Genomic DNA, 14,315 nt, shown 5'->3' on the forward strand with positions numbered 1-14,315 from the left:
ATTCCTCATAGGTAGGCTACAAACTGGAGGAAGCATCTGGAGAGAATTGACAAGGAAAAGAGTTTCAATTCCTCATAGGTAGGCTACAAACTCCTGAAGGTATTCCGTGGTTATGGTTACCCTCAATACGTTTCAATTCCTCATAGGTAGGCTACAAACACGTACTAAGTATTTAGCCAGTTGGCGTTTTTGCTCGAGTTTCAATTCCTCATAGGTAGGCTACAAACGAAGTTTTGCCATCTCTTCCTGTGTTTTACCTTTACGTTTCAATTCCTCATAGGTAGGCTACAAACCGGCGTGGTGGGCAGTTAGTACCTTCATAGCAAAGCGGTTTCAATTCCTCATAGGTAGGCTACAAACATAATGATGTGGAAAACAACTGGAGAAGTCAAAGTATGTTTCAATTCCTCATAGGTAGGCTACAAACTATAGTTCTGTAGATATTTTATACGATTTGATTTGATGTTTCAATTCCTCATAGGTAGGCTACAAACCATCCATTACTTTCAATATAGATAAATCAATAAATCAGTTTCAATTCCTCATAGGTAGGCTACAAACCCTCGTTATACACATCTTGATAAACTTTGCAAAAATAGTTTCAATTCCTCATAGGTAGGCTACAAACGGGTTTTTGCGCCCTTTTTCAAAACTGATTTTGAGTGGTTTCAATTCCTCATAGGTAGGCTACAAACACATAATACTGACTCGAATGTGAATCACTGCCACCAGTTTCAATTCCTCATAGGTAGGCTACAAACCAATCGGGTCAGGAAGTACAGCTTTCGCCCACTCAAGTTTCAATTCCTCATAGGTAGGCTACAAACTATGTAGATACAACCAGCGAATCTATAACAAGAGAAAGTTTCAATTCCTCATAGGTAGGCTACAAACTCATTCTCCGCTTTAATTACTGTTCCATCATCATAGGTTTCAATTCCTCATAGGTAGGCTACAAACTGGCAATGACATTCGCCAACGCCGACATCTCGCCGCGTTTCAATTCCTCATAGGTAGGCTACAAACCGTTGTATTGTTCGACAGTTATTCGGTTGCCTAATAGGGTTTCAATTCCTCATAGGTAGGCTACAAACTCGTGCCGGACTACTCCCTTGGTCGACGCAGAGGGCGTTTCAATTCCTCATAGGTAGGCTACAAACGATGGAAGGTGTAGACGAATTCCACGATAACTGGAAGTTTCAATTCCTCATAGGTAGGCTACAAACTACGGCATCTCCCTATCTTCATCTAGCGACAACACGGGTTTCAATTCCTCATAGGTAGGCTACAAACTACATCTAAAGCGTTACTGTAATTATTTCTTTCTGTAGGTTTCAATTCCTCATAGGTAGGCTACAAACAAACTTGAACAAGCAATAGCATATTTTGAGGATGCAAGTTTCAATTCCTCATAGGTAGGCTACAAACCAATCATAGGTACAGCTTTTGGCGCAAACTTTTGGGTTTCAATTCCTCATAGGTAGGCTACAAACGCTGAAATGACGGCGTTTGGTCGGTGTATAGCTCGGTTTCAATTCCTCATAGGTAGGCTACAAACCTGGTGATTTCTTCATACAGCGGTTCTTTGTGACCGGTTTCAATTCCTCATAGGTAGGCTACAAACCCAGCAGGGTTTTCTAGATATCTCAACCAATGACGAGTTTCAATTCCTCATAGGTAGGCTACAAACTAACTTCTCCGGCCTTTGGCGAATACTCGTTTAGCTAAAGTTTCAATTCCTCATAGGTAGGCTACAAACCAATAGTTGAAAATGGTGAAATAGCAGCAGTAATCGTGTTTCAATTCCTCATAGGTAGGCTACAAACTCGCCTCATCAAAAGTGAGCGGAGCAGCGGAACGAAGTTTCAATTCCTCATAGGTAGGCTACAAACTGATAAAATTTCAGGAATATCAACGGTTAGAAGGTGTGTTTCAATTCCTCATAGGTAGGCTACAAACTGGACGAAACAAAGGAAAAGGCGCTGAATCTGGCATGTTTCAATTCCTCATAGGTAGGCTACAAACGTGTTATTGAAAAATTACAAAAAGACGCTTTTACTAGTTTCAATTCCTCATAGGTAGGCTACAAACCTTTTGAGATATGTTTCCAGCTTCTGGTTTTTATGTCGTTTCAATTCCTCATAGGTAGGCTACAAACTTATTTTGTCTGCTTTTTTGACTGTATCTGATACAATGTTTCAATTCCTCATAGGTAGGCTACAAACCATAGAACACCGGCATTTTGGTATTTTGGCCGTAAACGTTTCAATTCCTCATAGGTAGGCTACAAACTGTTTATCCAAAAAGAACCAGAACCGCAACCGAAGTTGTTTCAATTCCTCATAGGTAGGCTACAAACCCATTTTCCGGGGTTTTTTAGGTGGTATTTTTCTTTGTAAGGATGTTTTTTCAATAAAAATCACTCATATTCCCCATATAAAATGGTACTCTACATAGGATAATAGCATTATTTTGCCAATTTTTCTACAGGTAGGCGCTATTTTTTTCCGTCGATCTCCAGGGGTTTTTGCATTATTGCAGGTCGACGGAAAATTTTTGTAGCAGAAACAGTCACCAACAACATCAACGAACTTGCAGAACTGCAGGCACCGGCCAATGCGGAAACATCGGTATAGTTGTAAAGTAAGTTGTCAGATGGTCAGCGGAATGGGCTTTACAGATGTAACGGCACGGATTAAACCCGTGCCGTTACTGTTAAAACTTTTTAATTTTCTTGCTTTCTCATTAATTTAAATGCTTCCGAAGAGTTAACCAAGGAATTTACCCGCCCGGCAACGATCACTGCAAAACTTTCTGCCAACAATTCTGCTTCGGCGGCATCATGGGTGACAAATAGTACCGGCACCCCGGAAGCTTTTAAAGCTTCCTTAAATTCCGGAAGCATTTTTTCTTTCAGTGCTGCATCTACCCCATTTAGAGGCTCATCCATTAGAATAATTCTGGGTTTAGGAACAAGGGCCCTGGCTAAACTGCATCTGCTTTGGTAACCGCCACTGAGTTCTGCCGGCTTCTTTGACAAAACACTTTGCAAATCTAATAGTTTTACTACCTCTCGAAAGCTCTCTTCCGTACCTCTGCCGTTACGCATGCAATAACGGATGTTGTCTTCTACCGTAAGGTGTTTAAATAATGCCGGGTGCTGGGGAACATAACCAATGTTACGTTTTTCCGGTGGCAGCATTGTAACATCGTCATCATCTATCCATATCTTTCCTTCATCTAATGGCACTATTCCGGCTATTATTTTCAGCAAGGTAGATTTGCCGCTTCCGTTAAGGCCGATAAGGGCCTTAATTTCAGAGCCTACTTGCAAAGATACGCCAGCCAATATCTGTTCTTTACCGTAACTCTTTTTAATACCTTCCAGTTTAAGCATGTTTTACCCTCCTAATACTTAAAACTGATAAAATTAACAGCGAGAGTAAAACACAGAAAACGGCTGCAGTTACTGCCATATCCAGTTCCCCTACCTCTACCTTGGTGAAAACATAGGATGCCAGTACCTGGGTAGAACCGGGCAAGTTGCCTCCGAACATAATAACTGCGGCAAATTCACTAATCGCCCGGGAGAATCCTAAAATATATCCGGAAAAAAGTGCTTCGCCCATCATCGGTAAAACTACACGAAAATATGCTTGAGCAGTGTTGTCTCCCAGCGTACGGGCGACATCAATAACCTCTCTGTCCATCCGATCCACACCCGATACCAAAGTGCGCGCGGCCAGGGAGTAAGATACAAAAAACATTGCTAAAATTACCGCAAACAAAGTAAAGGCTGCTCCGGTTTCACCGATAAAACCCAAAGTTTTTCTGCCAAATGCCAGCAACAAGGCTAAGCCTGCTACAGTATGGGGCAGTGCAATGGGTAAATCGTTAAATAGATTTGCAATGCGGTAAATTAACGAATCCCGATGAAACAGGTAATAATAGGCAAAGCCAATGGCAACTACAACAGCAAGGGCTGAAGATAGCGCTGCTGCGATAATGGTGTTCCTTACACTGTTCCAAAAATAGCTGTCTGCCAATGTTTTCTGAATACCCTGCATGTCAAGGTTTATTACCAGGGCTATTACCGGAAATACAATCAGCAGAAAAAATAAGGGCAGAAATACGGCGTTAATTAGCGTCTTGTTCATAAGCCCTCCACCCGTATTTTTCAAAATTGGATACATTTTCTTGGGCAAAATTCATAAAGGCTTCGGCCAATTCAGTTTTCCCGCCTTTAATAACGGCTGCACCGAAAATAATCTTACCGGAGTATTTTTCGTCAATTGTTTCTACCGGCTCTAAATTGTTTCCATTAGCAACACTGCTATATATAATACCGGCGTCTACTTGGTCTTCTTTAACCATAATTGCTACCTGGTTAACTGTGTTGGGATAAGCTTTAATGTTGTCACCTAATCTATTCATCAGGCCTAATTCACGTAAGGCATTGTCAGTATAAACTCCAATTGGCGCCTGCCGATCGGCAACAACCATGCTAACATCTGGCTTAGTTAAATCTTCCATGCATTGTACTTTCTCTTTGCCGCTTGCAGATACTACCAACACTAAATTATCGCTTAAAAATTTACTGCCTTTTTCTAACTTACCTTCTTCCTCCACCATTTCGATGTAGCACCAGTCGGCGGAATAAAACAGGTCACAAGGTTGATTCTGTATAATTTGCGTATATAAGCCGCCGGAAGGGCCATAGTTTACATTTACTTTTGCTCCGCTTGCTTCTTGGAAAGCCGCGATAGTTTCATCCATAGGTTTCTTCATACCGGCTGCCACAAACAGATTTAGCTCCTGGCCTTCAAACTGCCGCAAATCATTACCATTTGATTCTTGACCTTCTTCTGCCGGAAGCTCCGCCGCTTCTTGCGAACTACCACAAGCCACCAATGTACAAACTAATAATAAGGCCATTAATATAGATACAAATTTTTTCATAAACTTAACCCCCCTATTTTCTTTTTAAGAACAGTTATTAAAAGTTAACCTCCTTTCCACTCCAAACACGCCCACCCTAAAAAAAATGTCCGCATAAAATGCGGACATAAGGATCTAAAACCAATAGCTTTAGGTAAAGCTATTGGTTAAATAACTCCTTTCCGCATTGGGAGGCATATTCGTTACCAAATATACCCTATCGGCCTGACCTCCCTAAATACCAGGGCGAGCAGGCTCGGAGTAATATTTTTCAATTGTTTATTCCTAATTCGATTTTAATATATAATTTCCTGCCCTTATTCGTGGCAATTTTACTATTTTATTTACAACTTAATAATGTGTTATATTTACTAATTGTTGCAATGCAATAATACTAATTTAATATAAATGTTGTTTTAATTTGCTAAGGAACAATTAGTTATAAATACCTGCAATGAAGAAACTTAAGAACATTCATTTGGATAGTACAAGGATGTGCAATTATTCAAAGGGCGAAAACAACCTAGTTCCCTGCCATGGGGACGGTGTTTTTGGCAGGTCATAAATAGAGCTACATAATTTACTAACTAATTATAACAATTAGTTTGAAATAAAGGGGCTGCTTTCACGTTAAAGCGGCAACAAAAATGGCAATAAAAAAGAGGCCGGTTTAAAATTTTATGAACTCTTTTTAACACCCTTCATAAAGTATACAAAATCAAATTATGGAGGGATAATGACAACAATAACCGAACCCGTCATGTACATGACCATATCTGCACTACCAGCTGCAACGACGGTCACTGTCATATGTACCCCGGTGTTACGGGACCGGCAATACCGTATCGGAATAGCCATTATCATGAAATAAGGACAACATGTAAAATGTCAGCCAAAAATCTCTGTGAATTGCATCGTACAGCACCTCCCTCAATTTTTTCCAAAAGCTGCCATAGCTTTGACTGCCGAAAGGCGTATTTTCCCGTTGCTCTCTCGGGGTTTTTTGTTTTATTAACAGTACGCAGGCCTTTCAAATTAATAACAAGCGGTTAAAACATTAAAGGCAGCCTGTTTAGGCTGCCTTTTTTAACCTTTAAATCCTTCCGGTACCGCAGTAACTTCATTTAACGGGGTGTACTCTAAGCCTAAGGCTTCGGCAACTGCCTTGTAGGTTACTCTTCCTTCAATTGTATTTACCCCTTTGGCTAAGGCCAGATCCTGTTCTATTGCCGCTTTGTAGCCCATGTTGGCCAGTTTTAAAGCATAGGGTATAGTAACATTGGTCAGGGCAAAAGTAGATGTTCTGGCTACCGCTCCCGGAATGTTGGCCACGCTGTAATGTACGACGTCATATTTAGTAAAAGTAGGATTAGTATGGGTGGTTACTCGGTCAACAGTTTCAACTGAACCTCCCTGGTCAATAGCAACATCTACAATCACAGAGCCCGGTTTCATAGTCTTAACCATTTCTTCGGTAACCAGTTTAGGTGCCCGAGCCCCGGGGATCAACACTGCTCCAATTAATAAGTCGGCTTCTTTAACGGCTTGAGCAATATTATAACTATTCGAGGCTAAAGTTTTGATACGTGAGCCAAAAACATCATCTAAATAGCGCAAGCGATTGATATTAATATCTAAAATGGTAACTTCTGCACCTAAACCTACTGCCATTTTCATAGCATTGGTGCCAACTATACCGCCACCGACAATGGTAACTTTAGCGGGAGGTACACCGGGCACACCGGCTAAAAGAACCCCCGCACCGCCATAATGCTTTTGCAGTAAGAAAGCACCGATTTGTACAGACATTCTGCCGGCCACTTCACTCATCGGCGACAACAGCGGCAGAGACCCGTCGGGCAGCTGAACGGTTTCGTAAGCAATGCCAACAACCCGCTTTTTCAGCAATGCCTGGGTTAATTCCGGTTCAGGGGCAAGGTGTAGATATGTAAACAGCACCTGACCTTCTTTAAATAAATCATATTCCTCTTTCAGCGGTTCTTTTACCTTCATAATCATATCGGCTGCTTCATATACTTCCGCCGCACTGTTTAAAATTTTTGCCCCGGCAGCAGTAAATTCTTCGTTAGAAAATCCACTGCCCACACCGGCATTTGTTTCGATAACCACTTGGTGGCCGGCTTTAACCATTGCATCAACACCGGCCGGAGTAATAGCTACCCGGTTTTCATTGGCCTTTATTTCCTTAGGCACACCAATAATCATTTTTTAAACACTCCTTTTAATTTATTTTTAACATGCAGCTAGCCGTCAAAAGTAGCCGGGTTCATAATTGTACCAACACGTTTTTATTATTAGCCGGCGCAGTATAATTTATTAAATTGATTGGATAATTTTTTTTAGCGCATTAAATTTAGAGACGGTTTTCGGTCCACTAACTACGACCGACTAAAAAAGCTGAAGCACACTCACTTCAGCTCGTGATGCTTCAGCTTTTTTGTTATTAATAAAATATTTTTTATTTTTTTTAAATATTGCTTTCAGGTGCTGCTACATTACTTTTTTGATCTTCTTTATTAAATCCAAATGCATAGTAGCTGCCGACAATCAATGCAAACCATATTGGACCGACAATTAATGCAATTTTGGTAGCTTCGTCAAAGGCCATCATTACAAGCACCAAACCCATAAAGCCTAATGCTAAATAGTTAGATAGCGGATACAATGGCATTTTGTAAGTTAATTTTGCCGCTTCTTTAGCCGAAAGAGATTGGCGATATTTAAGTTGCGCTACTAATATTATCGACCAAATATATATCGCCCCGATTGTAGCTACACTGGTTACATATACAAAAACCTCAGCCGGCATAACGTAGTTCAGTAACACACCAATTAAAAGCAGCGCCGAAGAAATAATTATGCCCACATACGGCACCGAATTTCTGCTGGTTTTAGCAATGTACTTCGGTGCTTTACCTTGTAAAGCCAGGTTAAACAGCATCCGTCCGTTACTGAAAATACCGCTGTTGCATGAAGACAGTGCTGCAGTAAGCACAACAAAGTTAATAATACCGGCTGCTGATTTAATACCGATTTTAGAAAAGGTAAGTACAAAGGGGCTGCCTTGAGTGCCTACTTCGTTCCAAGGGAAAATTGACATCATTACTAACAATGCACCAACATAAAATATCAATATCCGCACCGGAACTTTATTAATTGCTGATGGAATTACTTTTTCCGGGTTTTTAGCTTCACCGGCAGTAACACCAATTAATTCTACCCCTAAGTATGCAAAGGCTACCATTACCAATGCCTTTACAGTACCGCCAATTCCGTTCGGGAAGAAACCTTCATGGGACCAAAGGTTAGATATCCCGGTAGGCACACCATTGTTGCCAATACCAAAAATAATTATTCCCAAGCCTAACAAAATCATGGCTATAATGGTTATTACCTTAATCATAGCAAACCAAAACTCAAATTCACCAAAAGCTTTCACGTTAATCAGGTTGACAGTTGTCATAACCACCAAAGTCAGTAATGCCCACATCCACTGCGGCGTATCCGGGAACCAAAATGTCATATAGATACCGGCTGCGGTTATCTCAGCCATACAGGTTACAACCCACATAAACCAATATGTCCAACCGGTTACATAACCCGCCAGCGGGCCTAAGTAATTATACGCATAAGTAGTAAAGGAACCTGATACCGGATTGGATACAGCCATTTCACCTAATGCCCGCATTACCAGAAAAATAGCTATTCCGGCAATTAAATAAGAAAACACTATCGACGGTCCGGCAGTTTGAATTGCTTTTGCCGAACCTAAAAACAAACCTACACCGATTGCACCGCCAATGGCAATTAATTGAATATGTCGTTCTTCCAACCCTCGCCGCAAACTTTCATTGTTGCTTGCCATATTGTACCTCCCCAGTTAGTTAGAAAATTGTTTCATCTTAGAAAAATTGTTTTCATGTTTTGTTTAACAATTTTTCTATAATTTAGACAAATTAATTATAATATAAAAATTAGAAATTTGTAATTTTCATTACATTTGACAAGCCCCCAAAATTAACTCTGAGACAAAATAATTTCATTATATGCGTTAAATAATTAAGTTTTTTTATGAATTTTCTTCAAATTGCTTTGATTTTCCATGTATTGCCTTAAATTTTAGCCTTATTCGGTAAAATAGCCCTTTTTTGGAGTAATTTAAAAATAAGCTACACAATTTCCTAGTTAAAATTTAAATAACCGGATTTTAGACATATACCGGTATAAAAAAATAACAACCCGAGTTCGGCATGGGAACTCCAGGTTGTTATTAACTACTTCAGCATTTCGACTATTTTTGGTTTTTGTTGCAGTCCTTTTAACCGGGTTACTTCTTCACCGTTGTTGAAAACAATCATGGTGGGGTAACCGGATACCTTATATTTTTCTACCGCTTTTTTGTTTTCGTCAAAGTCTAAAGTCAGTATTTCTACCCCTTCAACCTCTTTGGCTACGTCTTTCAGTACAAAGCTAAGCATTTTACACGGTCCGCAGCTTTTGGAATAGAATTCTACCAATACTTTACCTTCTTTAATGGCTTCATCTAATTCCTTTTGGCTAATTTCTCTGATGGTGGCCGGCATGTTGATCTCTCCCCTCATTATTTTAAAAAATTTCCACGTATTTGGCCACAGATTGGGCGGCAATGGCCCCGTCACTGCAAGCGGTTATCACTTGCCTTAAGTGTTTGTCGATGATATCTCCGGCGGCGTAAATGCCCGGTACTTTGGTCGCCATATATTTATCGGTTTCAATATAGCCCTGTTCGTTAACAATGCCTAAATTTTTAAAGGGCTCGGAAGTCGGTTTTAAGCCAATGTATTCAAAAGCACCGTCGGCCTCTAAAACAAGTTCTTCGCCGGTTTTGGTGGATTTTACTCTTAAACCTTCAAATTTATCATCACCTAAAAACTCAATGTTTTCGTAGTACTCGTATATTTTTACGTTGGGCAGTGCTCTTAATTTTTCACAGGCAGACGGATCAGCTGTCAGGTTAAACAGTGTGACCACAATTACTTCTTTGGCCAAACCGGCTAAGTAAATGGCTTCTTCTACCGCCGAGTTGCCGCCGCCAATGACAATTACCTTTTTGTCCCGATACTGGGCCCCGTCACATATCGCACACCAGCTAATGCTGGTGCCGGCAAAGTCCGCTTCTTTCGGGATGCCCAACATTCTGGGCTTGGTACCGGTAGCAATAATTACTGCCTTTGCCTCAAAGGTATGACCTTCTTCGCAAATGATCTTCTTTATATCCCCTTCACATTGAATCTCGGTTACGGTGCCGTAATCAAAGGTCACGCCCAGTTCCTGCGTATGTTCATACATTTTGATCGCCAGCTCGGCGCCGTTAACGGTGCCCATGCCGGTGTAGTTTTGTATTTCAAAGGTGTTTACTATTTGCCCGCCGGGAGCCAGTTTATCTAGCAGCAACACGTTAAGGTTGGCTCTGGCAGCATAAATAGATGCCGTCATACCCGCCGGGCCCGCGCCAATAATTGCCACATCGTATGCCATTTTAATCCCCCCAAGTAAATATCAGCAAAAGTCAACTTGCCCACACTTAAAATATATCACTGTGTTAAATGCAGCTGTTATAACCTATACTACCGTAATAAAAATCTAGTTAAAAAGAACACATAAATTTTATGTTTATTCAAAAAGGATGCAGTGGTCCCACTGCACCCTTTTTTAGTTAAATGGTTAATTAAAATTTAACGGTTACCCCGGTATCGTATTTATAGTCATCAATAATTACCGATACTTTGTATTCGCCGGGGATGTCTTCTTTGCTGATCGGGAATTCTACCGACCGTTCGTCGTTATCTAAGAAGGTGCCTACGCACATGGCCAAGAACGGGCGCTTGGTGGTGGGTACAAAGTAGGCGTGAGTGGTGTCCCCTTCCAGTAAAACCATGACTAATTGGCCTTTTTCAAATTTTCCTTTAAACACCAAGCGGTCTGTTTCTAAGCCCAGTTTTACTTCGTATTTGTCGGGCACTTCGCCGCCATTTTCTAATTCCGGAATGGTGGTGAATTCTTCGGTTACGCCTAGGCTGCCCAAAAGTTCACCTTTGCCAAATGTCAATACATCTTCTTTGCAGTACAGTTTTAATTTTTCCGCCCGGTAGTAGTTTGCCGGCAGTTCCATTTCGTACACTACTTCGTCATCTTTCAGCTCAACTGTTACCGAACGCAACTCTAATTTTTTCTCGTCTTCGCCGCGGTATTGTACCGGTGGTATGTTGCAAGGTTCGCCCTCAAATGTGCCGATACCGCCGGAGTGCACCAGGTAGTGGCCTTCATCGTAGTATTCTACGTTGCAAATATAGGTAGAGAAGAATTCCGCCCCCCTCTCCTTGCCGTACTGCCACACTTGTTCAATTTCCATTTTGTCGGTATCAATTCTGTATCTTACGCCGCGTGAGAAATTATCTTTGGCCGGTACGTATTTTTCTTTAACTTTTGCCCGCCAGTGGCCGTTGTCAAAGGCCATAATGTCGCCGTCGGGCAGAACGACACAGGCATGCTGTTCATACTGCCAGTCAAAGTCGCCGTCGCCCACCAGTTTAAAGAAGTACTTGTCTACCATTTCCTGCGGCCAGCCTTCCGGGTCACCGATAATCCAGTTTAGTTTTCCGGTATCGTAGTCAATATTGATGATGGCATCTTGGTGACGGCCGGATAACGTCAAGGTGTGAGTTTTTTCATCGTACCACACAGCGTTGTTGTGGAACCAGTCATGTTCGTCCTGGCTGCCGGAACCGCCCACATCTGTCGGCAGTATTTTTTGGTAATCCCAAGTTTTGAGAATTTCACCGGTTTTGCGATCCACCAAAACCAGCATGTCTTCTACAGTACCGCGCTTCGGATCTTGAGTGCAGATTAGCAGATTGCCGTCCGGCATTTCAAATTGGTCGTGGTGGTAGCCGCCGGGTATGCGGTATTCTTTGTAGATTTTGCCAATCATGCCCATTTCGTAAATACCGGTTGTATGATACGGCGGCATCAGCAGGCGGTGAGTGCCGATTAACAGCCGACCGTTTCTCACTCTTTTAATATCAAAGGCAAAGTTCAGTGTGCCATACCAGCGAACGTCGCCTCGGTAGTCATAACCGGCTGTCATGGCCTTTGAGGTGGGGCTGAGGAACATAATGTTGTCTTGGAAATACTCCGGTGTAGTGGTGATCTTGGTAACGGGTTTTACGTCCTCCGGTGCCGGTTCGGTTTGAATGGTTATCACCTTGCTTTTACCGTTGGCCAATTTTAACTCTACTTGGTTGGCATAATCGGCATAGAGGCCGTAAACCGGAATAACGTGTTCAGTGGCTTCCGGAAAGTCAAAGCTGATGTCTCCGGCTTTTTCTTTGCCTTTCACGGTAATGCTTACGCTCGTCGGTTCCGCGGTTTTAAACATTACCAAGGCAGTGAGCGGAGCAATTAAGTAGGGGTTTAATTTCACATATGGGTTTTCGAAGCTATACTCCCCTTGTTGGTACTCGGCCAAAAACGCTTGTTCTGCCTCATACTGTTGATCGATAATGTGCTTAAACTCCTTAAACAGTACTGACATATCTACTTCCTCCTTTATGATTTATAATTTTGGGCATTTATTTTAGTAACCGCGTCAAGGCTAAAATATCAACCTTGACAGCGGCAGACCTACAAATAGGAAGATGGTAAAGGTAGTGAGAATAATTGTAAGCCCGTATTTGATGATGTCGGCAGGTTCTACCCACACAAACGACCACATGTAAATCAGGCCTAGAAAAACGCCTAGCACCTGCATACCCAGCTGGGTAATGCCGCCAAAGGGGTGCAGCATGCCAAAACCGAACATTAGGGCAATGCCAACCAGGCAGTGAAAGTAGTACAGTATGTTTTTTGACGGGATGCTTGCAGGGACATTTGCGCTAATGGTTTTATTCACTTAAAACTACCTCCTTTTACAATCAACCGGCTTGTTAAATGCTGTTTGTCATGATTTTGCCGGTACTTGAGGGTTTAAAACTATGTACTAGTTCCTTCATGCACATAATAGCAAAGTTGAATTTCGCAAACTAATAACCTATGCTACCGTTCTTGAATTTTTTTAATTTTAGATTAAGAAACAAAAAAGGGGCTGTTGCCCAAGGGTTAAAGGTTTATTAAGCAACAGCCCCTAATTATCTAGCACTCTAGTATTCAATTATTTCTTCAGCATTAGCATAGGCGGTTAAACGTTTTTCATCGAGGATGATTATGTTTTGTCCTTCTTTGGTAATAACCCCCTGCTCTTTTAACACTCTGATAATTTTGGCAACGGTAACTTTATGTATGCCTAAAAAGCGGGCCAGTACCGCATTTTTACTGTATTCTTTGCTGACAACCAATTTGCCGCCGGTTAGGCGGGCATTGTTTAGCAGCTGTGCGCACAAGCGGTTGGCCACTTTTCCCTCCTGTCGGGCCAGAAAAGACTTAGCCAGTTCGCGCAGCTCTTTCATCGCCATGGTTAACAATTCTTTTAAAGTTTCCGGATTGTTATTTACATATTGCAGAAATATTTGGGTAGGAATCCGATAACACTTACAATCACTTTTGGCGATAAAGTTACTCATACTGACACCGTCTGTGTATAACACCAATACCCCAACCAAAGACTGAATAAAGTTGGGGGATGATTTTTTAACTGAAAAAATAAGCTCGACCCCTTTTTCGCTAAGGGTTGTCCGATAACAGCTGCCGGTTTGCAAATAATATAGGTATTTAATTTCTTCCCCCTGGCGGATGAGGTAATCACCTTTTTTAAAATTACATTGCACAACACCGGGTTGTTTAAGTAACTCCTGCATGGCGTCTCTCCTTAAATACCAAAATTATCGCTTAACAAATATACTATATCGAAAGCCATTGCAAAAGTCAGCTATGAAAATTAAACAAAAAAACTGCTGCATTTGTTACTTTAGCTGCAGCAGGGTTTTTCGGCGGGGTATTTATTTTTAATCATCCAGCGGGGTTATTATCAAATTCCTTCCTTCATACAATATTCTATCGATTTCACTTTCCGAGTTAACAAAACGGTAAAACACGTCGTTTCCTTCCACCCAAGTAAGTAGATACCTCATCAGCGCCACCCCCAGATATATTGTATACAATATTCTTTACACACATGGTAACACAAAAACTATCTTTTGGCAATAGGTTTGTGAAAAATTTTTCATATTAATTTGTTTATGTTTTGGGGTAAGACAATATAACTAGAGGGGCGGTCAAAATGAAGAAGGCTAAAGTTACTACAAACTAAAGATTGGCGGTAACTTCAGCCTCTTAGTAAAAAGCAGACGGTTGGTCAGCGGACAGCAAACAGTTGGTCAGTT

The 14,315-nt window shown here is 41.4% G+C and carries 12 protein-coding genes, 1 CRISPR repeat array and 1 riboswitch (1 of these 14 running past the window's edge); of the genes, 1 reads left to right on the plus strand and 11 read right to left on the minus strand.

The features are described from left to right. Positions 1–2,359: a CRISPR direct-repeat array (repeat unit 30 nt; unit sequence GTTTCAATTCCTCATAGGTAGGCTACAAAC); it begins 1,006 nt to the left of the window's first position. A 366-nt stretch (positions 2,360–2,725) separates the two neighbouring features. From ACZ5NG_RS06415 to modA, 3 genes are read right to left on the minus strand one after another with little or no spacing between them, the layout of a single operon-like run. Continuing rightward, on the minus strand, positions 2,726–3,397 hold the full coding sequence (locus tag ACZ5NG_RS06415; RefSeq protein WP_464250999.1) for an ABC transporter ATP-binding protein: 672 nt from the start codon (positions 3,395–3,397) through the stop codon (positions 2,726–2,728). After that, positions 3,390–4,157: an ABC transporter permease gene (locus ACZ5NG_RS06420; RefSeq protein ID WP_464251000.1), complete on the minus strand. Its 768-nt coding sequence runs from the start codon at positions 4,155–4,157 to the stop codon at positions 3,390–3,392. Before ACZ5NG_RS06420 ends, ACZ5NG_RS06415 begins: the two co-directional genes overlap by 8 nt. Further along, entirely contained in the window at positions 4,138–4,959 is an 822-nt protein-coding gene (modA, locus tag ACZ5NG_RS06425; protein WP_464251001.1) for a molybdate ABC transporter substrate-binding protein, read from the minus strand. The genes ACZ5NG_RS06420 and modA overlap by 20 nt, the downstream gene beginning before the upstream one ends. A 138-nt stretch (positions 4,960–5,097) precedes the next feature. Further along, positions 5,098–5,212, minus strand: a riboswitch (molybdenum cofactor riboswitch). A gap of 443 nt (positions 5,213–5,655) precedes the next feature. Here modA and ACZ5NG_RS06430 point away from each other — a divergent pair. Further along, entirely contained in the window at positions 5,656–5,991 is a 336-nt protein-coding gene (locus ACZ5NG_RS06430; protein ID WP_464253115.1) for a YmaF family protein, read from the plus strand. Between the two features lie 33 nt (positions 5,992–6,024). Here ACZ5NG_RS06430 and ald read toward each other — a convergent pair whose 3' ends face one another. The 8 genes from ald to ACZ5NG_RS06470 all read right to left on the minus strand — a co-directional run bounded on the left by ald (position 6,025) and on the right by ACZ5NG_RS06470 (position 14,063). Continuing rightward, positions 6,025–7,164 carry an alanine dehydrogenase gene (gene ald, locus ACZ5NG_RS06435; protein WP_464251002.1) on the minus strand — a complete coding sequence of 380 codons (1,140 nt, stop codon included), beginning with the start codon at positions 7,162–7,164 and terminating at the stop codon, positions 6,025–6,027. 262 nt (positions 7,165–7,426) lie between these two features. After that, positions 7,427–8,824, minus strand: coding sequence for an amino acid permease (locus tag ACZ5NG_RS06440; protein WP_464251003.1), 1,398 nt, complete (start codon positions 8,822–8,824; stop codon positions 7,427–7,429). 409 nt (positions 8,825–9,233) lie between these two features. Continuing rightward, the gene (locus ACZ5NG_RS06445) at positions 9,234–9,542 is read right to left on the minus strand and encodes a thioredoxin family protein (protein WP_464251004.1); all 309 of its coding nucleotides are present in this window, start codon (positions 9,540–9,542) and stop codon (positions 9,234–9,236) included. Between the two features lie 22 nt (positions 9,543–9,564). Then, entirely contained in the window at positions 9,565–10,476 is a 912-nt protein-coding gene (locus tag ACZ5NG_RS06450) for an NAD(P)/FAD-dependent oxidoreductase (protein ID WP_464251005.1), read from the minus strand. Positions 10,477–10,666: 190 nt separating this feature from the next. Then, entirely contained in the window at positions 10,667–12,532 is a 1,866-nt protein-coding gene (locus ACZ5NG_RS06455) for an aryl-sulfate sulfotransferase (protein ID WP_464251006.1), read from the minus strand. A gap of 60 nt (positions 12,533–12,592) precedes the next feature. Beyond that, a complete protein-coding gene (locus ACZ5NG_RS06460) occupies positions 12,593–12,889 on the minus strand; it encodes a hypothetical protein (protein WP_464251007.1) in 297 nt (98 codons plus the stop codon). 247 nt (positions 12,890–13,136) lie between these two features. Further along, positions 13,137–13,790 carry a Crp/Fnr family transcriptional regulator gene (locus ACZ5NG_RS06465; RefSeq protein WP_464251008.1) on the minus strand — a complete coding sequence of 218 codons (654 nt, stop codon included), beginning with the start codon at positions 13,788–13,790 and terminating at the stop codon, positions 13,137–13,139. A 147-nt stretch (positions 13,791–13,937) separates the two neighbouring features. Then, positions 13,938–14,063, minus strand: coding sequence for a hypothetical protein (locus ACZ5NG_RS06470; RefSeq protein ID WP_464251009.1), 126 nt, complete (start codon positions 14,061–14,063; stop codon positions 13,938–13,940). Positions 14,064–14,315 lie beyond the last annotated feature (252 nt).

The sequence above is a fragment of the Desulfovectis peckii genome (genome assembly GCF_055391705.1).